Here is a 24,010-nt window from a genome sequence, read left to right as displayed (position 1 = left end):
TCTAATCAAATTTCAAAAGATTCCATCTCATTAACTTGGGATGGTTTTTTTGCTTAGCTCTTTCATGTTTATGCATTTTAACCAGTTATTTTGGCATAGGCCTCGAGTGAATGTTTCCATAAAGTTTGTTGTTCATATCTCTGTATTATGGAAGCTCTAGCGTTGGTGCTCAGTTTTTCTAAAAGTTCAGGCTGGGTTCGTAATGACTTCATTGCTAACAATAACATATCTGTTGATTTGGGTGGAATTAAAACGCCACTGTGACCATCAATTATAATTTCGTTACAGCCCGTAATATTTGAACAAATCACAGGTTTTTCCATTGCGGCAGCCTCCATGACTACCATTCCGAACCCTTCTCTATAGGATGGGAACACAAAAACATTCATGAGTTTAAGGTATGGTTTTACATTACTTTGGTAGCCTTGATATAAAATGGCAGGGTGATTTTTAATAAGTGATCTGGTTCTATCAGATACAGGATCTTGAATGTCTTCAAAATCGCCAATTAAGAGCAATCGGATTTCCGGATGACTTTGATGAAGTTGTGTGAATGCATCGATGAGTTCGTTAGTGCCTTTATCGCCCACTAAGCGCCCGACATAGCCATATATAAAACTTCCATCCGGAATGAGATTTTTGTCAATAGCAGGGTTAGAGGTTGCGTCGACATTAAATTGTTTTGTATCAATGCCATTGATACTTCCATTCCAGATGATTTGTATATTTTTTGATGTAATCTTATTTTCTTCGAGAGTTTTCTTAGTTCCATTACTAACTGCAAAGACATGTGTAGCCAGTTTACAACTTAAACTTTCTATCAGCATAAGGAACCTTCTTTTAAATCCACGAGTTCCTTCGTAACGCAAGCCAAGAACAAAATAAATTCGTACTGGAGTTTTGTTTAAAAATGCGGATAGCATTCCTAAGAAACCGGCTTTGGGCGTACTGGCGTGAACCACTTTGGGCTTTGTTTTTTTAATTAATTTGAAGAGTCTGTATAAACTTACCACGTCAGAAAATATCGAAATTTCTCTTTTCATTGGAACCTCGTGAATTGGAACATCTTCAAGTTCACCAAAGGTATCAAGTCTTTGTCCCGGACTAGAGGCAACTTCGATATGGTACTTACTTTTAAGTACTTGTACCTGTCCCTTATAAAAGTTCAAGGATTGTGGTACTGTTGTAATAAGGAGAAATGTATCTTTCATGATCCAATTCGTGTTTTTAATGTGTAGAAATGTTTAAAAATCCAATATTGGTTTGCAAAACTTTTAAATAAATTGCGTTGGTGATTATCTGACATATACTGTACGGGGTATAATTCTGCAGCTCTTAATGCCTTCAAAGTAGCTGTGAACAACTCTTTGTTTTTACTTTTAGAAAAGAGGTTTTTAAGTAATGAAATCACAAGCTCATTTACCTTGGCTCTACTCTTATTATAGGCAATGGAGTTTTCTGTTATTTTGTATTTGCTATAATTGTCAATAAGGAGAACACTTTGTAGTATGTCCTGAATGAGTTTTTGGTTTTTTGAAGTATTACTGCTACGGGTAATTGAATCAGCGGTTTGAACAAAATTGGATATCACCAGTTCCGTTGACATAATCCTTTGGGCCATAAACACGGCTTTAAAATTAAATTCAACATCTTCTATATATACCTTTTCCTTAAACAGAAGATGATGTTGAGTGAGAAATTCAGTGCGATACAACCTGACACATGCAGAATTGTGATGCCCGCAGTTGAAATATTCTGGTCCAGTTACAGGCTCAGGACAATTTTGATGGCGTATGGAGTAGACTATACTGCCATCTTCTCTAACGCCGTTTGCAGCAAAGTCCAAAATATCCAATTCTTTTGGAACAGCGATTTTCATGAGTCTATTTAGAACATTAGATAATAGATAATCATCCGAATCCAAGAAAAGTAAATAGCGGCCTTTTGCATTTTGAATACCAGTGTTTCTCGCACCTCCCAATCCTTTGTTTTTTTGACTGATGACTCTTATGTTTGGAAAGGATTTCATGAATCCATGGACTATTCTAACACTTCCATCTGGTGATTCATCATCAACCACTATAATTTCGTACTCGCTATGTGCCAACTGCTGATCATAGCAGGAGCGGATACATCTTTCAATGTACTTTTCTACATTATAAACGGGTATAATTATACTTAAATTCATGTTTTATATACTAGGTATTAATAGATTCATTGTATAGGTAAATAAAAAATATAGTAGCAGTACTGCTCCAAAGATTTGGTGTTGGTATGCAAAGAAGCGCTTCTTTAAAAAAGGATAAAATATGACTACTGCTAACATGAACCATGAGAGGTATGCAAAACGATTTGAAAAATTAGCCGTAATAATCAAAATCCAAAAAGCATTCGCTATGAGGTAGGTGCCGTATATGCGATTGTAAAAAATGTCTTTAAAGTTTTTCTTATATATGAAATACCAGCCTGCAAAGGTTCCTGTGGCCCCGTAAATTAAGAAGTCCCAACGAAATCCGGTACTGGAGAACTCACTAGCACCGGCCTCAGATAGTAGGTAATCACTTAATCTATCGTCTGCAAGCCCTAATCCTGAGAACAATCCAACGAAAAAGTTTCCAAAAACCAACGATATTGGAATTGCAGCTAGCCATCCTATGAGGTAGATCTTAGGCTTGTTGTGAAAATAGGTAACAAGATATGCGATGGTGGGTAAGTACATTGATTGATGAAATAGACATGATATAACAATGATTATTGCGGATATAATGGGCTTTTTGTGGTATGCAATACCTAAAATGAATAGGGATGTGGCCATTCCGTTTCGAATGCCGTTCACCCCGTAGGCATAGAAAGAGAAAGACGCCACCAGTGCAATAAAACAATAGATCCAATAAGACTTAAATAAGTTTTTACATGCGATGATTAAACTCCCAATATACAGCAATGCGCAAATAAAGAAAAACCCCGTTTCATTAGTGATTTTTGCACTTATTTTTAATAGATAAGCAAAGGCGATGTCACTCCCTATTTCTACTGGACTGCCAACAGTTTCCCGGTAGAACATATATGCGTAGGTGGTCATATCAACAAAAATCCCATTGATTGGACGTAGTCCAATGAACAGTACTATAAACAAGGCATATGGCCACCCGATTATCGCCAAGTATTTATGGGTTGCCTTGTCTCTATAATCAAATAGTTGCGTATGTAGTAGCGTAAGTAGTATCACAACCAATTGAGTGTTGTAATAAATGCTACTATAATCTTCTATGGAAAATAAGTTAAACATTATTCAACCATGGTTTTAAAATTTTTATAAGCTGACATTAAAGAAATTCTATCGGTCTCCGGCAACTGACTCAATTGGTTAATTTTAGTGGCGATATCTCCTACATGATAATTTTTAATCAGTTTTAATCTGGGATTGTGTGCAATCCATTTATAGGACTGTTCAATTTTGTGATTGTTGTTTAAAAACACTAAGGCTGGTGTATTGGTGATATGGCAAAAGATCATTCCATGTAGCCGATCTGTAATCACTAATTCTGTTTTTTTGAAGGTATCCCAAATTTGGAATAGAGCCGCGATTTTCTTTTTCATGGTCAATCCTTGCCCACCAATGTGGGTATCGTAATAGGTATAGTTGTTGAAACGCTCTTTTACATAATTAGTCAATTCTAGTTCCTGTTGTTCACTGAGTTTTCGCTCCTTGTCTTTTCTCAAGCAAATGATGGCGCCACTGCGCTCAAATTCAGGTTGAGAACGATCTAGGGTGGTGACGATATCCGGCAATAACAGCACCTTATTATTAAAGTGCTTTTTGTAGTAATCGTAAGATTTTAACTCTCGAGCAACTAGCGTTAACTTTGGATGTTTTCCATAGATAGCTATTGCTTTTTGCAATCGTTTTCTACCCTTTTCGGTGGTAGAAAAATCGATGGTTTGAGGAAAGGAAATCACAGGATTGTTTGGGAAGTTTTGAATAACCAATTGCCTGAAATGCTCTATCTGGTGATACATATCACCAGTGTTTCCTCCACCTACTGTTGTAACTATGTCCTGATCTTGAATATGCTTTTTAAGCTGAACAATTCCCTTAAGTGTCCTGCTAATTGGGATTTCAATAACCTGGTACTCTGGGTAAGTATAACTCAAAAATAGATGCTGTGCATAGGTAATGGCCACATCGCCTAGATTTCCGTAATCTGCGGCCAAGAATATAAATATTCGTTTCTCTTTAGAGTTGAAATTAAAGTAATTTTGATCATCTGAGGTACACTTCAATTTTTGCAATTGGAACTGTACTTTGGTCTCAAATGGAATTTTCTTTTTTAATTGCGTAATCAAGCTGCTTTTTTCCATGATTTGATATACATTAAGACCGAGCTTAATCGGTATTTGATTAGTTTTTTATACAATTGATCACTTTTGGTTGCGGGTTGGTAGTAATCGATATATTTTTTAGTCTCCTTATGTTGGAGAATTTCATTGATATATTTTTTCTTTTCTGCAGCGGTTAGGTCACTTTTATAGTATAAGAGGTTGTTTACACAATACTGAATACCCATGACCAGGTTATTGGCCATGGTTTGTTTGATCTTAGTTTTACTATAACCCCATTTTGCTAGAAAAGGCTTTATCGCACGGTGTTTTGTCAATATTAGTTCAAAGGCATCTTTGTGATAGCTTTTAATAAGAGTGGGAACCTCTCTACTGATGTAATGGTAGAAACATTCCTCTATCATCACTAAAGCATTTGCTTTTTGGTAGGCTATGGCGTTAAAAAGCATGTCCTCTACTAGTGAGATGCCCTTGTCAAAGCGAAGGTGGTAGTAATCGATAAAGATTTTAGAATAAACTTTGTTCCATGCATACCCTAGAAGTCCCATAAAATGTGAATTCAATTTTGGTGCTTTTTCGCGACCGATATCAAATTTATAATTGTAAGCATGCATAATTTGCCTCTGAAGTAACTTTCCTTGATCATCCTCCTGATCTAGATAATAGCCAAATACATATATGTCTACGGGGTTAATTTGAATTTGATCGTGGATTTTTTCTAAAAGATTACCTTCGATCCAATCATCACTATCCATAAAATACAGATAACTTCCTTTGGCGTGTTTTATACCAAAATTTCTTGCATCGGAAAGCCCTCCATTTTCTTTGTTCAATAGCTTTACTCGAGGATCCAATGAAACATAATCTTTAGCAAGCTCTGCGCTGCTATCAGGGGAACCATCATTGATGACCAAGAGTTCAAAGTTTTCAAAACTTTGATTCAGTACACTTTCGATGGCCTTGGCGATATATTTTTCTACCTTATAGGCAGGCATGATAACCGAGAAAAACGGATTTTCCATAACAGCGTTTAGTTTAAAAGAGTGTCGATGAGCACCTCCACTTTGGTTGCATTATTGTTTTGTTGATAATAGCTGGACTTTTGCTTTGTTTTATCGGCATAGCTGGATAGTAATGAAGGCTGGGATAATAGACTAAACAGACCTTGATATAATCCTTCGCTAGAGTTCTCTACGATCATACCAGTTTCTCCTCTATCGAGGATGTCATCCATCCCGGCACAAGCGGTTGTCAACACAGGAATCCCTAGTATAACAGCTTCTGTAACTGCCGTGCTATACCCTTCATGGAGGGATGAGCAAACAAATAGATCACATTTAGAAACAAATTGATGTGGATTCTTTTGGAATCCTAAAAAGCTAATGTGGGATTCTAATTTAAGCTGTCGAACTAAGCTTTCAAGGGCTATTTTTTCCTCTCCAACACCCAACAGATACAGATGGATTTTTGGAAATTTTGGTGTTATTCTACTAAGAACTTGGATTAAACGATCAAAGCCTTTTATCTTAGTAAGTCTACCAACACTACATATGTTTATACAATCCGTCTTTAGAGCTTGACCGTTTAGGGATTGTTTCCCATTGTTCAAAATGGCATTGGTATCTATTACATTATGAATAATCTCTCCTTTAGTTTTATTAAGAGCACATTGTTCGATACAAGATTCTAAAACTTCTTTGGATACAGCGATTACGCGGTCAAAACGATCATAGGATAATTTCATTTCTTTATTACTCCAGTATACTTTTTCAATACTTCCCAGGTTTAAATCAGTATGTAACCAAGAAATGAGTTTGGTAGGCTGATGTGGACATCCGCTTACCATTCGTGTGGGTACTCCTTCTAGATAGGCGATAATGATATCGTACTTTTCTTTAATAAATAGATTGTAGAGCTGGCCAGGACTGAATAGTTTCTGAAGGACGGACCAGCCCCTAAAGACCTTTTTAAATATATAACGTTGCTTAATTGCTGGGCTGAGGTCCTTGCGATTAACACCTTCTTCAAAATAGGTGAGCAGATGAATGTCGTATTTTTCTGTATCCATGGAATTCAAAAGGTTGACCAGCACCTTCTCGGCGCCACCTCCTCGCAAATCGGGATGTACAAATAATATGCTTGGTTTTTTAATTATCATTGTTTTGGTGGTTAATGGATAGGGTGTTTCTATATACTTCCGTTTTAGGAATTCTTATTATCTTCTTATTTTTAATGAGGCTGGAACCAAGTCCCGAACCAGACGCTTTTCCGTTTTGTTCATCACTTGGAACATACAGCTGCAATACATCAGAGCAAAGAGTGCTACTTTGCAAAAGAGGCCAAACCATCCTGGCATTGTAATCAATCCAAGTAGGGGATAGGAAATCAGCAAAGCAATTAAAAAACAAAGTAATTGTCCGGAGAAATTTTTAAAGTAGTGGACCATATTTATCTGCAACTCTTTATTCATATACCACCACATGACTATACGCTCCAAAAAGATAAACGCAACTACGGAAGCGATCAAACCTGTAGCTCCATATGACAGTGATAAATTCCATCCTACTGCTACTCCGAGTATGGTGGCTGTTAGTATGATGATTCCTCTAAAGCGGTGTTTGTTTTTCGCTTGTAGCAGATCATTTCCAAATGATTGACTAAGGGTAAAGGTGAGTCCGATCATTATAAGTACCGTATACAGGTATGCTTCTGCAAAGGTATCACCCACCCACAAATGAATGAATTGTCTTCCCACGAGTATAAATCCTCCTAAAATAAAAAAAAGGATGTAGGTGGAAATTCGAGATATCTTAACGAAGGTATCTGTCATGACCTGAGGAGATTCACTCCTAACGGTCATCTGCATAGCTTTGGGAAGAAACAATGAAGAAATGGCCGAGGAGAAAGCTCCGTAATAACTTCCTAATGTTATTCCAACTGCATATATCGCAACTACGGTAGTTTCGTAATTAAGCCCAAGAACAAGTTGCCCAAATTGCCATCTTAACTTATTGACTAATGCCAACACAAATACCCATACCGAGTAGTGGAATATGGACATGGCAAGAGATTTTTCAAAAGTGTAGTAGCGAATTTTGACTTTTAATTTATACAGGGCTATATAGGCCATGGTCACTATAAAGATCAAATTCATGATAGTGTCAATAATCACTAGGCTTATGGAGTCACCTCCATAGAATAAAATAACAACTACTAAAAGTGATCTTAACAGGTATTTGACAAGGTTGATTGCCTTTGGGAGTGTGAAGTTTTCATAAGCCATACAAATGGCATTAAAAGCGCCGCCGGGTATGGTTACGGCAATATTGAAAATCAAAATCATAACCATAATTTTTGCCTTGTTTAACTGATCCGCGGTCAGAGTGTCGCCAAAGAGATCATCCAAGTGTAGGTATCCAATACTGCCCAAGACAAGAATACAAAGGGATATTAAAGCGTAAATAATGAATGAGACTGCCAGGAAATTTTCTTCTCCTTTTTTATCCTCTTCAGCACGATACTTAGCAACAAAGCGTATGATGGAGTTGTTGATGCCAAAATCGAGTACCGTTAGATATCCAACAAAGGCTCCAATCATCGTGTACAGCCCGTATTCGGAAGCTCCTAAGGACTTAATAATATATGGGGTCAATACTATCCCTACTATATTTGTTGCAAATATAGTGGCATATGAAAGCAGTGCTCCGCCTTTAATTTCTTTTGATATCATGGTGCTTCCTAAAGTTCAATTTTTTAAATAAATCCTGCTATTAATCTATTTAATGTGTGTTGATTTTGGCTACACTGAGGGTACGAACTGCAAAACAGTAGATTTAAGAACTAAAAATCCTGTATTACGGGTTAAATATCACAAAAAAGCGCTAATTGAAATTGAGAATAATTTAAACTGCTCAATAATCGGGTTGAACGGTATTCTTTTAAAGAATAGGTGGGTGGAGGGGTGAAGGAAGTCGCTTACAGACCCTGTCTTATAAGGTGTTGACAAGAAAGGTTTTAACGCTATATTTTAGGGTTAAAACCTTTCTGATAGTTGGTCGTTAAGGCTCGACTTATGATTCACCGATTCGGCTATATTTAAAGCCGATGGCATTTAATTTTTTGCTGTCTAATATCCTTCTTCCATCAAACACAAAAGAGGGCTTTAACATCTTAGTATAGATGGTTTCCCAGTCCAAGGTTTTAAATTCATCCCATTCCGTAAGTATGGCTATGGCATGTGCGTCATCTACACAAGTTAAAGGGTCTTTAGATACAGTTAACAGGCGACGATTTTCCTCTTCTGAACGTGTATTTAATCGATCTAAATCCGCATATATTTGCTGATCACTAACCTTTGGATCGTATACTACAATCTCAGCTTGTTCCTCTAAAAGAGCATTAGCCACATATATAGCGGCAGATTCCCGGGTATCATTAGTGTCTTTTTTAAAGGCCCATCCATAGAACACTATTTTCTTACCTGAAACAGTATTATAAAGTGTGGAAACTATGGAGTCCGCAAACCGCTGTTTTTGGTAGTCGTTAATCTTTATAACTTGTTCCCAATAATTCGACACTTCTTCTAGTCCGTAACTCTTTGCAATATACACTAAGTTTAGGATGTCTTTTTGAAAACAAGATCCTCCAAAACCTACGGAAGCTTTCAGGAATTTTGGTCCGATCCTACTATCCAATCCGATTGCCTTAGCTACTTCATCCACATCGGCATCAGTTTTCTCACAAAGGGCAGAGATAGAGTTGATCGATGAAATTCGCTGTGCTAGAAAAGCATTTGCGACAAGTTTAGAAAGCTCTGAAGACCATACATTGGTCAATAGAATCCTTTCCTTAGGTAACCAGTTTTCATAAATTGAGCTCAAGGCTTGTTTTGCAGCCTCACCATTTGGGGTAGAATCACCACCAATAAGAACTCTGTCCGCATTTAATAGATCTGTTATAGCTGTCCCTTCGGCCAAAAACTCAGGGTTTGAAAGGATTTCAAAATTTACATGATTACCAGTGTTGTCCAAAATGTTTTTTATAGCCTGAGCTGTACGTACTGGTAGGGTAGACTTTTCAATAACAATTTTGTCATCCTTGGCCACACGTGCAATATTTCTGGCACATAGTTCTATGTATTTTAGATCGGCTGCTTGACCTTTTCCTTTTCCATATGTTTTAGTGGGCGTATTCACCGAAATAAATATCATATCGGCCTGGTCAATGGCTTGGTCGACTTCTGTGGAAAAGAATAAGTTTCTTCCTCGAGCAGTGGCGACAATTTCTTTAAGTCCAGGCTCATACACAGGGAGCTTATCCAAATCTGTGTCATTCCACGCTTTGATCCGCTCTGCATTGATATCCACAACGGTTACTTGAATATCTGGACATTTAAATGCGATGACACTCATTGTAGGTCCCCCCACATAGCCCGCACCTATGCAACATATGTTTTTTATCGTTTTCAACTTCAATAGATTTTATAGTAATACAGTATGAAATTCTCTCCTTGACATAGGAGTCTTCTAAGTTATCTACAAATATATAAGCTTCTGAATAATTCTTCTTAAAAAATCGTATTCGTTTATTTTTTAGGACTTAAATGGTCGTGATAAGTGTATTTGAATCACTTGTAACCCCAGTGTTTTAGCATAATTCCTTTAATATGACCTAGATTCAAAATAAATGCGCCTTACGTACAATTTCACCGTTGAATGGTAATTGGCAATTAACTTTTTTTTTATGATTTCGTCGTTAACCGAAATAAACTTAACATTCACCGAATTACCTCATGACAGATACTTTACTTTGCTACTTTTACCCTACTTCTTCGAAAAGTTAAATTGATTAATAGCAAGGAATTGATTTAATTGGACAGCGGAGAGAATCCAGGATAGTTACCTACTATCATTAAAAAGCTTCCCATTAAGATGATCCTTAATTTGATGTAATACCATTGGTATTACAAAAACATTAACCAGCCCATCTTACATAAAACTTAACTCTTGTCATTAACATAAGAGTTAAAATGATTACAACACAAAGAAAAATCTGGCTTTCATCTCCCCACATGGGTGGTCAGGAACAAAAGTATGTCGATGAAGCTTTTGCAACCAATTGGGTAGCGACTCTAGGACCAAATGTAGACGGATTTGAAGCTTCAATTACCTCATACTTAAAAGAAGGCGTTCACGTCGCGGCTGTATCCTCAGGAACTTCAGCAATCCACTTGGCATTGATAGTACTTGGGGTAGGTATAGGCGACGACGTATTATGTCAGAGCCTAACTTTTTCCGCCACCGCTAATCCTATAGTGTACCAGGGCGCCAATCCGATTTTTATCGACAGTGAAGAAGAGACTTGGAATTTATCTCCAGAATTGTTGGAAGTCGCCATATTGGATCGTATTAAGGAGCATAAAAAGCCCAAAGCAATTGTTGCCGTACATCTTTATGGAATGCCATACAATGCCCTGGCAATTAATCAAATTGCTAGAAAATATGACATTCCCGTAATAGAAGATAGCGCTGAGGCCCTGGGGAGCGAATATTTAGGAATCAAGTGTGGTACCTTAGGGGACCTCTCTATATTATCTTTTAACGGCAACAAAATTATTACTACTTCTGGAGGAGGAGCCTTGATTACCAGAAGCAAATCTCAAAAGGACGCTGCGGTGAAGTTAGCTACCCAGTCCAGAGACCAAGCGGTGCATTACCAGCACTCTCAGATTGGCTATAACTACCGCATGAGTAATGTAGTGGCTGGGATAGGCCGTGGTCAAATGGAGGTTTTAGAGGATCGTGTACTACAAAGAAGAGCAAATTATAACTATTATCATGAAAAATTAGCAGGATTTCCTGAGCTCAATTTTTTAAGCGAGCCAGAGGGTACCTATTCCAATCGCTGGTTAACAGCTGTTCGGACAGACTCCTATCAGACTAGAGAACGCATCCGACTTGCACTGGCTGAGGAGGATATAGAATCCCGCCCATTGTGGAAACCCATGCATATGCAACCTTTCTTTAAAAATTGTAAAGCATACGTTAACGGCTTCTCTGAATCTCTGTTTGACACTGGCCTTTGTTTACCGAGTGGCTCAAACCTTAGTGAGGAAGAATTAGAAAAAACAACCAACCTGATTAAAAACACCCTATTGAGATGATCTATAGATACTTAAGCTCTTTAGCACCGAAATTTGTATCGAAATGGTTTGTATTAGCCTTCGATATAGTCCTTGTATTGTTTACCTTCTTTTTGGTTTACTTCATAAGGTTTCACCTGACCGTAAATTTTAATATTGAAAACTTTTTGATGGATCTTCCCATTGTAGCTGTATTGTCTGCAATAAGCTTTGTAATTATGGGAACCTACAAACGCATCATCCGTTATACAGGGGTGAGAGATCTTTTAAACATTTTTACAGCTTGCATGCTATTAGGATTTTTAGCCATGGGTGCAGTTGCGATTAACAAGACATATGCAATACTACCAGGTATTACGATTCCTAAATCGATTATCATCTTGCATGTGTTTTTGAATTTTGTAACGCTGGCTATCGCTGGTATCGTTTTTAGATCTGTCTATAAATTTGTGAATTGTAAGCTTAAGGCTAGAAAGAACATCTTGATTTACGGTGCTGGAGAATCTGGTATTATGACCCAGTATGCACTGGCTAACAATATGGATAAAAATACTAATATAGTGGCTTTTATCGATGATGATTTAAGAAAGGTTGGCAACAGTATTAACGGAACAAAGGTTATTGAAACAGGAGCGATTGATAAAGAGTATATACAAAAACATCAGATCAATGAAATTATAATTTCCATTCACAATACAGCCTCTTCTAAATTGAGAACAAGGGTGGAAACTTTTATAGACTACGTACCAACAATCAAGGTTGTACCTCCAATTGAACAATGGATCAGTGGCGAATTAAATGTCAATCAGATCAAGCCTATAAAACTGGAAGATCTATTGGATCGCAGTCCTATAAACATCGAGAATAAGAAATTACAACACGAGTTTAAAGGTAAGGTGCTCATGGTTACTGGTGCTGCTGGTTCCATCGGGAGCGAGATTTCAAGACAGTTGAGTAAATTTAATTTCAAAAAATTGATATTGGTCGATATCGCTGAATCTGCCTTATACGATTTGCAACAAGAATTCAAGCAAGAAGGTGTCAAAGAATTTGTAGCCATAGTCGCTGATGTTAGAGACCAGTTTGGTATTGAAAATGTCATTTCCACCTATAGACCTAATATTCTATTTCATGCTGCCGCATATAAGCATGTTCCTCTAATGGAAGAAAATCCTTACGAGGCCGTTAAAATAAATGTTGGAGGTACGAGAATCTTGGCGAGAATGGCCATGAAATATGAGGTAGATAAGTTTGTGATGGTATCTACGGATAAGGCGGTAAATCCAACTAATGTAATGGGTGCTACAAAAAGGACCGCCGAAATCTATATTGGTAGTTTACAAAACAGTCCTGAGAACACCACAAAATTCATAACAACACGTTTTGGAAATGTATTAGGCTCCAATGGCTCTGTAATTCCATTATTCAAAAAACAACTCGAAAAAGGAGGACCACTTACTGTTACTCATGAGAAAATCACGCGCTATTTTATGACCATTCCTGAGGCTTCTCAATTGGTGCTAGAGGCTGGTTCCATGGGTGAGGGAGGAGAAATATTCATCTTTGATATGGGTGAGAGTGTAAAAATCATGGATTTGGCTAAGAATATGATTCGACTTTCAGGGTTTAAATATCCTGAAGAAATAGGGATTAAAATTACTGGTCTTCGACCAGGTGAAAAACTCTATGAAGAATTATTGGCCAATGGTGAGAATACCTTGCCTACCTATCATGAGAAAATCATGATTAGCAAGACTAAGACCTTGGATTATGAGAAGAGAAAGTCTCAGATCGATGCCTTGTGTATGCTCAACCTTTACCACGATACCAATATCATTGTAAAAAAACTAAAAGAAATTGTACCTGAGTTCATTTCACAAAATTCAGATTACGAATTTATGGATGCTCGTGTGTTGGAAACCAAACTGCCGAATTATACGCTGATGCAGTCTTTGAACTACACACCCAATAATTTCAACATCTAAGCTAAGAAAACATATACTATGTATTATAAGTTGATTAAATGCAGTTTGGGAATTGCTATGCTCTTTTTATTTATAGGCTGTGGCTCTAGAAAGAACATTGTGTACGTGCAGAATGCACGTCCCTTTGAAACAGAAGTCGTTACCAATTCCTTCGAACCTAAATTTAAAATTGATGATATTGTCAGCATCTATATCTCTAGCTTTGATATGGCAGCTACAGCGCCATTTAATCTCACTATTGGGGCTGGACAAAATACAAGGGAACTCGATTACGTGATCGATCAAGATGGAAATATTGATTTCCCGGTATTGGGTAAAATAAAGCTTATTGGTTTATCCACAACAGAGGCCAAAGAGCTTCTTAGAAAGCGGCTTATAGAAGGACAATTTCTAAATGATCCTATTGTAAATATCAGGATTAAGAACTTTAGAGTCACAGTATTAGGTCAAGTGAATAAACCGGGGACCTATTTGGTAGATAGCGAACGGATTACCCTGCTTGAGGCCATTGGTTTGGCAGGTGACCTAGACATAAGAGGCAGACGTAAAAACGTATTAGTTATACGCGATTTTGATGGTGTGAAGACCTATACAAGGGTTGATTTAACCACCAAAGAGTTTGTGAATTCTCCGGTCTATTACCTTACACAGAACGACGTGGTGTATGTTGAACCCAATAAATCTGTCGTAAGAACATCCAATTTGGATAGCAGACTTACCATTGGTTTATCTGTGTTTTCCATTATACTAACCACCGTAATTGCACTGATAAGATGAACACCCTAGGAAAAGAAAATAATGACGATTTAAGGGCTCCGAAACTTGTGATTAAAGATATATTAAAACCTTATCTGAAGAACTGGTATTGGTTTATAATTATTCCGCTGATTTGCTTGATTATTGCCTTCTTGTACTTGAGATATACTGTACCCTCTTATGATGCCACTGCAACAATCATGATTGTGCAGGAGAATAGTTTATCACCCGATGCCGCGCTTATGGCAGGACTCTCCGGTCACAGTGCTAGTTTTACAAAGGTCGAAGGGGAAATTGAGATTTTAAAATCGCGAGCCTTGATGCACCAGGTAGTAGAGCGGCTGAATCTTCAATTACAACTATTTACCAAAGGAAGAATTACTAGGGCTGAGGTGTATAATAATCCACCAATTAAATTAAACTTTTTGGCCTCAGATTCGATAATTCAAAATTATTCGGATTCATTTTACATTCATATTACTTCAAAAACATCCTTACAATACAGTGTTGAAGAGGGAACCCCTAAAACCTACCTCTTTGGAGAAACTATTGAAACTAAGGCCGGAAGTCTTATCATTATTCCCAGTGGGACTCAATTTGATGATTTTATAGGTAAAACTCTTCAGGTTGTCGTATCACCACTTCGTAATGTACGAGAGAAATATAAGAATCGCATAGGGGTATCCCCGATTAGTAAAGGATCTAATATTTTAGAGATTTATCTTAAGGATCCCGTGCAAGAAAAAGCTAAAGACATTGTCAATACTTTGGTGCAGGTGTATAACGAAAGTTCGGTGGAAGAAAAAAACCAGGTAGCCAAAGCTACTGCGACTTTTATAGATGAACGGATTGGACTTATTTCGACAGATTTATCCAAAGTGGATTTGTCAAAGGAGCAATTTAAGGTTGGAAATAAGTTGACAGACATACAGTCCGAGGCTGGTATTTTTCTAGAAACCGGCGCGCAAAATGAACAACAACTTATTCAAGTAGGTACGCAATTAAATACAGTGAATTATATGTCTGCCTATGTGGAGGATAAGAATAATTTTGAGCTTTTGCCTAGTAATGTCGGGTTGTCAGATCAAAATGTTACCTCTGTAACGAGTAAGTACAACGAGCTCGTTTTAGAGAGACAACGACTTTTAAAAGCCTCTGGAGAAAACAACCCCGTGGTGGTTCAACTCGATCAGCAGTTAAATGGCCTTAAGGCCACAATGCTTCAGAATTTGAATAATTTGGAGTCTACTTTAAATATACAGTCTAGAAACCTACATGCCAGGGAGCAATTGATCAATGCCAGAATTTCTTCTGTACCTGGTCAAGAACGAAAAAACAGGGATATTCAAAGGCAGCAGGACATTAAAGAGGCGATTTATCTTTATCTGTTACAAAAGAGAGAGGAATCAGCAATTTCAATGGCTGCAACTGCACCAAACTCTAAGGTCATTGAACCAGCCTATAGTAGCTATAACCCAATATCTTCCGGAACGAAAGTTTATTTTGCAGCACTGATGTTAGGATTTATTATTCCATTTGGATTTATCTATTGTAAGGAACTTTTCGATACCAAAATACGCTCTAAGGAGGATGTGACAAGTGAGATACCTTCTGTTAGGCTTTTGGCACAATTACCTCATGTAGAGCGCCAAAAGGAAATGATGATAAAGGATAATGATCGTTCTATGTTAGCAGAGTCCTTCCGTATACTTAGAACAAATATTGATTATTTAAGGCCTAAGAACCCCAATAAGGAAGGAGAGATACTCTTTGTAAGCTCTTCTATTCCTGGAGAAGGTAAATCCTTTGTAGCACAGAACCTCGCGTCAATTTATGCACTGTCGCACAAGCGGGTGTTGTTAATCGGAGCTGATATCAGAAAACCTGGTCTTAATGCCTTTACACGTGTATCTCCGGGTCCTGGACTCTCGGAATATTTAAAAGGAGACATTGAGATTTCAGAATTGATTAAGCCGATCCTATCACAAAAGAACTTGGATTTGGTTCACTCTGGTAAGATACCACCTAATCCTGCAGAATTATTAATGGATGGGCGACTAAAAGTATTGTTTGATACCTTGAAAAAACAATATGACATCATCATCGTAGATACCGCTCCTTCATTGCCTGTAACGGATACCTTATTGATTGGTAAACACGCCGATAGAGTACTCTATATTGTGCGGGCTAATTATTCTGAAAAACCATTGTTGGATTTTATCAAAGAATTGCATCAGGGAAAAAAATTACCAAATTTATCCCTTGTGCTCAATGATGTAAAGTACTCGAATCTAGGATACGGCGCAAAATTGGGATATGGATATAGCGTGGACAGGAAAGCAAAACGATCTTGGTTAAAAAGAACTTAAGTTCAATCAAAAATATTTTTGGTATTTTCAATCAAGGGGGTAATTAGTCTTTCCACATTCTTTTTCACCTTTATTTCTGATAATTTACTTAGGTGTAATTGATTGTGGATGTCCGTTCCCAAAAAGGAATAGAACCCTTCTTCCAGTAGGTGCATAGCGGCTTTATGAATGCTGTTTCCATAATAGGTGCTCAGAGAAAGTGCATTGATTTGGAACTTACACCCTTTTTGTTTTAACAGGGTTAAAAAGTCACCTTGATGATGGAAATAACGGTAGCGTTCAGGGTGAGCTAATACGGGTATATAGTCTAGTGCAAAGAGGCTGTCAATAATAAATTCAATATTCATTGGGATTTGAATAAAAGGGAATTCAATTAGGACATAACGATCACTGAGCAGCAATAAGTTTTTGTTGTTGAGTTGGATCTCAAAATTGTCGTCAACCATGTACTCAGCAGCCACTTTAAAGACCTTTGGAAGACAGTCTTTTTCTTCTAAATGCTGTTTGAGTTCGTCGTATTGGGCACTGATCAGCTGTGGCGTATTTGGATACATATCCGCCATAATATGGGGGGTAGCTATAAAGCCATTAATACCTAATTCCATGGCTCTTTTGATGAGATGGTAGGAGTCGTAAAGTGTTTTGGGACCGTCGTCAATATCGTGTATCAGGTGGCAATGAATATCCACATAATCTTGTAGTAACTCGGGGAGAAGTCGTTTTTTGTGTAGGATGGTTAGCATTTGTATTACTTGTAGATTTTTGATTAGTTCTAACGACCAAAGTAATAATATGTTTTGAATTGTAGGAGGAATTAACAAAAAAATTAAAGTAGGAACGCCTAGGTTGAAACACTTTAAATGACTATCTTTTACCATAGTTTCAAAGGTTTGCAAACAATTAAAATCAACGCAAATGTTCACAAGTTTTTACGTTTTTATTATGAGTTTTCAGGTAGCAGAAGGAATTCCAAAACCGAGCGATAGTGATCCGATTGATTTCAATTACATCTACAACGTTATTATCTTCATTGTTGTCCCTATATTGATAGCTGTATTCTATTATTTGTGGAGGAAAGGAAGATCCAATAAGGAGTAATTTTCCTACCCAGACGCTTCTCAAATGTTAAAATCACCGTTTTCTTCTAAAACTTTGGCTCTGACAGTGTTAAAATCAAAACTCCATAGTCTTAAACCAAGTGCATGTCGTACATAACATAATTATTTACACTTTAATGTACGTTTAATAAATTAAAAAGATTTAAATGAAAAATGTAGTTGGACGCATCAGCTCCTTTGCTGTTTGCTTGATAGTTTTATTCCAGGTTTCCTGTGATGACAAAGATAAATTAGAGGCTTTTTTAGACCATGAAAAGCCAATTGCCGCAACGGACCTTCAGGCAATCGATTTAAGTACTGAAGGTCTAACACTGCAATGGAATCCAGCCACTGATAATGTTGGGGTAACGGGCTATGAAGTATTTCAAGATGGCGTCCTTATTGGTACCAATGAAGGCGATACGAAATATTCGGTAACTGAACTTTCTCCATCTACATCTTATGATTTTTATGTGGTGGCTTTTGACGCTATGGAAAACGTTTCTGATCCAAGCGAAACTCTTACGGTGACAACCCCGGAGCAAGCGGACACTGAGAAGCCAACGGAACCGAGTAATTTGACATCTTCTAACCTTACCCAAACTTCTGTAACCCTAAATTGGGAAGCTGCAACGGATAATGTTGAGGTCACGGATTATGAAGTCTTCCAAGGAGGAACCTCCATCGGTAAAACCAATGGTGAGACTACCTTGGATATTAGCGGTCTTACAGCTAGTACTGACTATGAATATTATGTTGTGGCCATAGATGCTGCAGGTAATACTTCTGATGCTTCTAATACCGAAAATATCACAACTACCACTGATGCGGATACCGAGGCGCCAACGGCACCAACAAATTTAAGCGCATCTGAAGTAACCACAAATTCTTTGGTGTTGACATGGACGGAATCTACCGATAATGAGGCTGTTTCATCTTATGAAATATTTAATGGTAACAATAGTATAGGAACCGCTACAGGCACAACATTTAATGTAACTAACCTCGATGCAGAAACCGCTTATCAATTTAAAGTAAACGCAAGGGACGAATCGGGCAATGTTTCTGAATTTAGTCAGGTACTGGATGTATCAACAGATGCAGCCGCACCTACACAAACCATTGCTGAAATTATCGCTGCCCGAGATGATCTGAGCACATTGAACTCTGCTCTATCTGGATTTGATTTTAATCTTGATGATGAAGAGGCAGGTCCATTCACCGTTTTTGCTCCTAACAACACGGCTTTTGCCAACTATGGTACTTTACCAACCGGTTTAGCACTAAATGTTTTAATAGCAGGGCATGTCGTAGCAGGAAACAATTCTTCCACTGGGCTTGTTGACATTGGAACTGTAACTACTGGCGCATCGACAACTTTAAGCATTACGCAGAGTGGTAGTGATGTTATCATTAATGGTAATGTAAAAATTATCTTAAAAGACATTCAGGCTACTAATGGTGTTATTCATATCATAGACGCTATAATCACCAATTAAATATTCTTTTTACAAGTATTTTTTAATAACACGCGCTTTAATTTTTAAAATAAATTAAGGGGCGTGTTTTAATTTTATCCTCTTTTAAGGTTAAGTGATTGTAAAGTTTAGAGCGCGATTTAAATAAATGGTTAATTGCATAGCTTTTTAGGATTTTATCATACGTGTGAACCTTAACTTCTGGTATATCATAGTATAGTGAGCTATCTATGGACGAGAAGGACTTTAAAAAAATTTTAGAAAGACATCAGGAAGGAGCCTCTAGTGATTCTGAGCGCAATCAGATATCCGATTTTGAGCATTATCTTGAAGCAGAACATAAGAGTAAGGTATTTAAATCCGAATGGCACAAAAACCAAATTCAGAAAAGTATTCTGATTCGAGTAAAGGATAAGATACAACCACAACGGTACACGAATTGGTATTGGATGGTTGCCGGAGTGAGTATTATAATTGCTACGGCACTTTCATTTTGGCTAAACACGAACTTAGTCACTTCATTGGAGCTTGTCAAGATTAGTGGGCAGGAAAATCAAATTAAAACCATTGTGCTACATGATGGCAGTAAGGTCACCTTAAACGAGAATAGTGTATTGGAATTTCCAGGAAAATTCTCAGACACAATTCGCTTCGTTAAACTTCGTGGTGAGGCCTACTTTAACGTAAAACACGATTCTACACGACCCTTTAAGGTATACGCAAATGGTATTGTTACCAAGGTTTTGGGGACAGAGTTTAACATCGATACTAAAGATCAAAAAAGTAGCGTAGCCCTGATAAGTGGTAGTGTCCAAGTCGATGGGCTCGGTGTTTCTGAGGTGTTGCAGGAGCGTCAGAAAATAGAATTTAACTATCAAACGAATAAGGTCGAACGCAAGGGTTTTGACCCACAGCTAGAACTCTTTTGGATACATCAACAACTTGTTTTTAACAATGAGCCACTCGGTCAAATTGCAAAGACTTTGGAGCGTCAATTTGAGGTTTCTATAACTATTGAGGATGAATCCCTGTCGAATTTGGCTGTATCGGGTGCCTTTAAAGGGAAAGGGCTTTCTTCTATATTGTTATCCCTGTCCAAGGCTGCCGGCTTTGAATTTAAAGGACTAAAGAGCCAGGATATTATAATCTATAAATCACAATCATAAATCTAATAAACCTTAAAAACCCAATGCAGATATGATGAAGACTTAATTCAAATTACAACCTCTTGAATCGGGTAAAAAAAAAGGAAGTGCGGCAACACCTCCTTTAGACTTTAACCTCCGAACAATTTAAAATGTATTAGACAAACACAATTCAATTTTGCTTAAATGATTAAAGCGAATCAAAATTATGAAAAATAACGCGGTTAACAATCATAAAATAATTATGCGTATTTCCACTTTCTTTATTGTTATCGTATTGGGATTGCATAGTTTGTTTGCGACCGAAATAAATGGGCAAACACTCAAAAGTTCAACTATAATATTAAACAAAAGCACTTATACTCTAGAGGAGTTATTTAATGAAATTTCCTCTGAGACAATCTATAGTTTTGTCACTTCTAAGGATGTGATTAATCTGGATACTCCAGTAAACCTAATCGAAGGCGAAAAGAATCTTCAAGAACTACTGGAACAACTTTCATTGGAAAATCAACTTCGTTTTTACCGGATTAATGATCTTATAAGTGTCTCCAAAATAAGAAATACTGAATCAAGTTCAAAAGCAGAGGTAGTTGAGCAACTTAGTATAAAGGGTTTGGTTACGGATCAAGAGGGTGTTCCTCTTCCTGGGGCTACTATTCAGGTCAATCAATCAAATACAGGAGTAGTTACTGATTTTAATGGAGAATTTTCTGTTCAAGCCTCAATAGGAGATCAGCTTAGTGTTACATACGTAGGGTTTCAGCCGTATACATTTGCTGTAGCGGATAAGGACTTCTACGAAATCAAATTGGAACAGGATGTGTCTCAACTCGATGAGGTGGTAGTCACTGCTTTGGGTATTAAAAGAGAGGAAAAGAAACTAGGTTTTTCACAAGAGACTGTAAAATCCGAGGATTTGGCTCAGGCCGTTCCAGTGAACTGGTCTTCAGGTTTGAAAGGGAAGGTTGCTGGATTAAATATCGTATCTGCCGGTTCGGGACCTATCAACTCGCAACAAATTATTTTAAGAGGGAATAGCTCCTTTGATCTTAGTGGGAACTATGCCTTGGTTGTAGTTGATGGCGTACCAGTGAATACGGAAATGACAGCTTCGGGTTCTAGCTCGGCATATATGGGAGAGGATTCTCCTATAGATTATGGAAATGGAATATCAGATTTAAACCTAGACGATATCGAAAGTGTTTCGGTATTAAAAGGTCCCGGTGCAGCTGCATTATACGGAAGTAGAGCGGCAAATGGTGTTTTGATGATCACCACAAAGTCAGGGAAAAACACCAAAGGCTTGGGGATTACGGTCAATTCTAGTACTTCATTTGACGTGATTCAACGTTGGCCAGATTTTCAATATAAATATGGGCAAGGTAGTGGTAAATCATTTAATAAAGAAGGGGATCCTTATTATTCATATCACCAGTCTGAAGATGGAAGCAATACAGGTTCCACAAGTAGCGCCTGGGGTCCAGAGTTTAACGGCCAATATTACTTCCAGTACGACCCTTCAGTTCAAGGGCAAGGAGCAGAGCGAACTTTGTGGAAACCCTATAAAGATAACAGAAAAGACTTCTGGCGAACAGGGGTAACCAATATCAATAATATTTCTATTCAAGGTGGTGGCGAGCGCGGCTCTATGCGTGCCTCAATCGGCCATACAAAGAATGAATGGATTATGCCTAACACGGGATTTGAACGAATTTCAGCTTCGATAAATTCTCAGTACAAGGTTTCTGATCATATCGATGTGGGGGCTGTAGTAAACTACACCAACAGATCTAGTGACAACCTACCTAGTACTGGATACAATAATGGTTCTATTGCGTATTTTATGATTTTTCAAAATCCTAACGTGGATCTGGATTGGCTACGCCCAATATGGAAGAAGGGTCAGGAGGATATCGATCAAATAAGGCCATTTAGTTCTTACATAGACAACCCGTATTTGATGGCCTACGAATCTTTAAACACCCTGGAAAGCAATCAAATTGTCGGAAACATCAATGCCAATATTCATCTTGGTAAGCATATGAATCTTATGCTTCGTAGTTCTTTAAATACCTATAATCAAGGCCGAGATATGAAACGTCCCTTTAGCATTAATCGTTATTCCGAGGGGTATTATGGGACACAAGATATATTCAAACAAGAAATCAATAACGACTTTTTACTAAGCTATGATAACTCCATTACGGATGATTTTGAACTAAGCGCTTCTATTGGTGGGAATAATAGAACGGTTAAAAGACGTGCTACCAATGCATCCGTAACCGGATTAGTAGTTCCCGGAGTCTACAAATTAGCCAATGGGAAAAGTAGCCCTTCTATAGCAACCTCTGATTCAGATAGGACTGTAAATAGCTTGTATGGATTGATGACATTGTCCTACAAAGATCAAATATTTGTGGATGTTACAGGTCGAAACGACTGGTCTAGTACACTACCTAAGGATAACTGGTCGTTCTTTTATCCTTCGGTGAATACAAGTTTAATACTCTCTGATATTTTTGCAATAGATAGTGAGGCTATAAACTTCCTTAAGTATCGATTTTCTTTTGCTCAGGTCGGTAATGATACAGATCCTTATCAAACCAGCAAGTACTATAACAACAGTGATTTTGCGTCCTCAGCTACAGTGCCTTCGACGCTTTACAATGCTGATTTGAAACCTGAAATTTCCACAAGTTTCGAAACCGGAATTGAAGCGCGATTGTTTAATAATAGATTGAATATTGATGCTTCCCTTTACCAAATTACTACAGATAATCAGGTCATCGAATTGGCCTTAGATCGTGATACTGGATATAGTTCCATGTTTGTAAACTCAGGATCAGTAAGAAACAGAGGTATAGAATTAACCTTGAAAGGTAAAATTATTGATGCCAATAATTTTACTTGGAATTCCACATTGAACTGGTCTAAAAATGAGGGCCGTGTTTTCGAATTACCTGATGAGGTGGATAATGAGTTTATTATTGATCAAGGTGGAAACGCCTATATGATCGCCAAGGTTGGTGGTTCGCCAACAGCTATCTATGGTTATGGTTTTGTGCGTTCTCCAGAGGGTGAAATTGTTTACGATAGTGCTGGGTTACCAGCGTATCCTGCCTCAGGAGATTTTGAGCACATCGGAGACGCCATGCCTGATTGGAGAATGGGATGGTATAACGAGTTCAGTTTTGGGAATTTCACAGCAGGTTTAACATTCGATGGTCAGTATGGTGGAATAATTTATTCACAGTCACATCATAAAATGACGCAACAAGGGAAATTGAAATCCACCTTCAAAGGAAGAGAGACGGGAGTGATTGTTGGTGACGGAGTTGTTGAGAATAGTGATGGTAGTTACAGTCCGAACACCACCGAAGCAATTACACCTGATTGGTACAATCGCTATTACAGAAGAGCTAATGTTGAATCGAACTCCTTTGATGCGTCTTATATCAAGCTTAGAGAGGTACGTCTTCAGTATTCTCTACCAAGTAAATGGCTCAAAAAAATGTTTTTACAAGGCGTAGATCTTTCTGTATATGGCAGCAACCTATTGACCATTTCAAATTTTCCACTCTACGATCCAGAAACTGCAGCACTTAACGGCAATAGAATTATGCCTGGTATCGAGATGGGGCAAATGCCTTCACCGGCAACATATGGGTTGAACATAAAACTTAAATTATAATTCT

17 protein-coding genes are annotated in these 24,010 nt (G+C 37.7%); 8 read left to right on the top strand and 9 right to left on the bottom strand.

What is annotated here, in order from left to right; all coding sequences use genetic code 11:
* Positions 1-77: 77 nt before the first annotated feature.
* The 8 genes from ACN0TV_RS05095 to ACN0TV_RS05060 all read right to left on the bottom strand — a co-directional run bounded on the left by ACN0TV_RS05095 (position 78) and on the right by ACN0TV_RS05060 (position 9,809).
* Positions 78-1,211, bottom strand: coding sequence for a glycosyltransferase family 4 protein (locus tag ACN0TV_RS05095; RefSeq protein WP_417360757.1), 1,134 nt, complete (start codon positions 1,209-1,211; stop codon positions 78-80).
* The gene (locus ACN0TV_RS05090; RefSeq protein ID WP_417360756.1) at positions 1,208-2,188 is read right to left on the bottom strand and encodes a glycosyltransferase family 2 protein; all 981 of its coding nucleotides are present in this window, start codon (positions 2,186-2,188) and stop codon (positions 1,208-1,210) included. The genes ACN0TV_RS05095 and ACN0TV_RS05090 overlap by 4 nt, the downstream gene beginning before the upstream one ends.
* A gap of 3 nt (positions 2,189-2,191) precedes the next feature.
* On the bottom strand, positions 2,192-3,289 hold the full coding sequence (locus ACN0TV_RS05085; protein WP_417360754.1) for an EpsG family protein: 1,098 nt from the start codon (positions 3,287-3,289) through the stop codon (positions 2,192-2,194).
* Positions 3,289-4,362, bottom strand: coding sequence for a polysaccharide pyruvyl transferase family protein (locus ACN0TV_RS05080; protein WP_417360752.1), 1,074 nt, complete (start codon positions 4,360-4,362; stop codon positions 3,289-3,291). The genes ACN0TV_RS05085 and ACN0TV_RS05080 overlap by 1 nt, the downstream gene beginning before the upstream one ends.
* Entirely contained in the window at positions 4,344-5,363 is a 1,020-nt protein-coding gene (locus ACN0TV_RS05075) for a glycosyltransferase family 2 protein (RefSeq protein ID WP_417360750.1), read from the bottom strand. The genes ACN0TV_RS05080 and ACN0TV_RS05075 overlap by 19 nt, the downstream gene beginning before the upstream one ends.
* A gap of 8 nt (positions 5,364-5,371) precedes the next feature.
* Positions 5,372-6,499 (bottom strand): glycosyltransferase, encoded by a 1,128-nt coding sequence (locus tag ACN0TV_RS05070; protein ID WP_417360748.1) that lies wholly within the window; start codon positions 6,497-6,499, stop codon positions 5,372-5,374.
* A 57-nt stretch (positions 6,500-6,556) separates the two neighbouring features.
* Positions 6,557-8,071 (bottom strand): lipopolysaccharide biosynthesis protein, encoded by a 1,515-nt coding sequence (locus ACN0TV_RS05065; protein WP_417360746.1) that lies wholly within the window; start codon positions 8,069-8,071, stop codon positions 6,557-6,559.
* A 340-nt stretch (positions 8,072-8,411) separates the two neighbouring features.
* On the bottom strand, positions 8,412-9,809 hold the full coding sequence (locus ACN0TV_RS05060; protein ID WP_417360744.1) for a nucleotide sugar dehydrogenase: 1,398 nt from the start codon (positions 9,807-9,809) through the stop codon (positions 8,412-8,414).
* A 560-nt stretch (positions 9,810-10,369) separates the two neighbouring features.
* On the opposite strand from ACN0TV_RS05060, the gene ACN0TV_RS05055 reads away from it, so the two are divergent.
* From ACN0TV_RS05055 to ACN0TV_RS05040, 4 genes are all read left to right on the top strand, one after another.
* Positions 10,370-11,503 (top strand): DegT/DnrJ/EryC1/StrS family aminotransferase, encoded by a 1,134-nt coding sequence (locus ACN0TV_RS05055; protein ID WP_417360742.1) that lies wholly within the window; start codon positions 10,370-10,372, stop codon positions 11,501-11,503.
* Between the two features lie 149 nt (positions 11,504-11,652).
* Positions 11,653-13,467 (top strand): polysaccharide biosynthesis protein, encoded by a 1,815-nt coding sequence (locus ACN0TV_RS05050; RefSeq protein ID WP_417360741.1) that lies wholly within the window; start codon positions 11,653-11,655, stop codon positions 13,465-13,467.
* Positions 13,468-13,485: 18 nt separating this feature from the next.
* Entirely contained in the window at positions 13,486-14,244 is a 759-nt protein-coding gene (locus ACN0TV_RS05045) for a polysaccharide biosynthesis/export family protein (protein WP_417360739.1), read from the top strand.
* The gene (locus ACN0TV_RS05040) at positions 14,241-16,592 is read left to right on the top strand and encodes a polysaccharide biosynthesis tyrosine autokinase (protein WP_417360737.1); all 2,352 of its coding nucleotides are present in this window, start codon (positions 14,241-14,243) and stop codon (positions 16,590-16,592) included. Before ACN0TV_RS05045 ends, ACN0TV_RS05040 begins: the two co-directional genes overlap by 4 nt.
* A 2-nt stretch (positions 16,593-16,594) precedes the next feature.
* On the opposite strand, the gene ACN0TV_RS05035 is transcribed toward ACN0TV_RS05040, so the two are convergent.
* Positions 16,595-17,335, bottom strand: coding sequence for a tyrosine-protein phosphatase (locus ACN0TV_RS05035; RefSeq protein ID WP_417360736.1), 741 nt, complete (start codon positions 17,333-17,335; stop codon positions 16,595-16,597).
* A gap of 172 nt (positions 17,336-17,507) precedes the next feature.
* Between ACN0TV_RS05035 and ACN0TV_RS05030 the strand changes: the two genes are divergently transcribed.
* The 4 genes from ACN0TV_RS05030 to ACN0TV_RS05015 all read left to right on the top strand — a co-directional run bounded on the left by ACN0TV_RS05030 (position 17,508) and on the right by ACN0TV_RS05015 (position 24,006).
* Positions 17,508-17,690 carry an adenylosuccinate synthetase gene (locus ACN0TV_RS05030; RefSeq protein ID WP_417360734.1) on the top strand — a complete coding sequence of 61 codons (183 nt, stop codon included), beginning with the start codon at positions 17,508-17,510 and terminating at the stop codon, positions 17,688-17,690.
* 166 nt (positions 17,691-17,856) lie between these two features.
* A complete protein-coding gene (locus ACN0TV_RS05025; RefSeq protein ID WP_417360732.1) occupies positions 17,857-19,188 on the top strand; it encodes a fibronectin type III domain-containing protein in 1,332 nt (443 codons plus the stop codon).
* 209 nt (positions 19,189-19,397) lie between these two features.
* Positions 19,398-20,333: a FecR family protein gene (locus ACN0TV_RS05020; protein WP_417360730.1), complete on the top strand. Its 936-nt coding sequence runs from the start codon at positions 19,398-19,400 to the stop codon at positions 20,331-20,333.
* 187 nt (positions 20,334-20,520) lie between these two features.
* Positions 20,521-24,006, top strand: coding sequence for a SusC/RagA family TonB-linked outer membrane protein (locus ACN0TV_RS05015; RefSeq protein WP_417360728.1), 3,486 nt, complete (start codon positions 20,521-20,523; stop codon positions 24,004-24,006).
* The last annotated feature ends 4 nt before the right edge of the window (positions 24,007-24,010 follow it).

Origin of the sequence: Galbibacter sp., assembly GCF_048266365.1 — a bacterium.
GTDB lineage: Bacteria > Bacteroidota > Bacteroidia > Flavobacteriales > Flavobacteriaceae > Galbibacter.
The sequence above is the reverse complement of the archived record's forward strand: the minus strand, read 5'-3'. Positions and strand labels throughout refer to the sequence as shown.

Bases quoted from the DNA above. Each gene is read 5' to 3' on its own strand.
- ACN0TV_RS05030 (WP_417360734.1), top strand. From the start codon at position 17,508: ATGTTCACAAGTTTTTACGTTTTTATTATGAGTTTTCAGGTAGCAGAA.
- ACN0TV_RS05045 (WP_417360739.1), top strand. From the start codon at position 13,486: ATGTATTATAAGTTGATTAAATGCAGTTTGGGAATTGCTATGCTCTTT.
- ACN0TV_RS05020 (WP_417360730.1), top strand. From the start codon at position 19,398: ATGGACGAGAAGGACTTTAAAAAAATTTTAGAAAGACATCAGGAAGGA.
- ACN0TV_RS05080 (WP_417360752.1), bottom strand. From the start codon at position 4,362: ATGGAAAAAAGCAGCTTGATTACGCAATTAAAAAAGAAAATTCCATTT.
- ACN0TV_RS05025 (WP_417360732.1), top strand. From the start codon at position 17,857: ATGAAAAATGTAGTTGGACGCATCAGCTCCTTTGCTGTTTGCTTGATA.
- ACN0TV_RS05015 (WP_417360728.1), top strand. From the start codon at position 20,521: ATGAAAAATAACGCGGTTAACAATCATAAAATAATTATGCGTATTTCC.
- ACN0TV_RS05040 (WP_417360737.1), top strand. From the start codon at position 14,241: ATGAACACCCTAGGAAAAGAAAATAATGACGATTTAAGGGCTCCGAAA.
- ACN0TV_RS05070 (WP_417360748.1), bottom strand. From the start codon at position 6,499: ATGATAATTAAAAAACCAAGCATATTATTTGTACATCCCGATTTGCGA.
- ACN0TV_RS05085 (WP_417360754.1), bottom strand. From the start codon at position 3,289: ATGTTTAACTTATTTTCCATAGAAGATTATAGTAGCATTTATTACAAC.
- ACN0TV_RS05035 (WP_417360736.1), bottom strand. From the start codon at position 17,335: ATGCTAACCATCCTACACAAAAAACGACTTCTCCCCGAGTTACTACAA.
- ACN0TV_RS05095 (WP_417360757.1), bottom strand. From the start codon at position 1,211: ATGAAAGATACATTTCTCCTTATTACAACAGTACCACAATCCTTGAAC.
- ACN0TV_RS05055 (WP_417360742.1), top strand. From the start codon at position 10,370: ATGATTACAACACAAAGAAAAATCTGGCTTTCATCTCCCCACATGGGT.
- ACN0TV_RS05075 (WP_417360750.1), bottom strand. From the start codon at position 5,363: ATGGAAAATCCGTTTTTCTCGGTTATCATGCCTGCCTATAAGGTAGAA.
- ACN0TV_RS05090 (WP_417360756.1), bottom strand. From the start codon at position 2,188: ATGAATTTAAGTATAATTATACCCGTTTATAATGTAGAAAAGTACATT.
- ACN0TV_RS05050 (WP_417360741.1), top strand. From the start codon at position 11,653: ATGGATCTTCCCATTGTAGCTGTATTGTCTGCAATAAGCTTTGTAATT.
- ACN0TV_RS05065 (WP_417360746.1), bottom strand. From the start codon at position 8,071: ATGATATCAAAAGAAATTAAAGGCGGAGCACTGCTTTCATATGCCACT.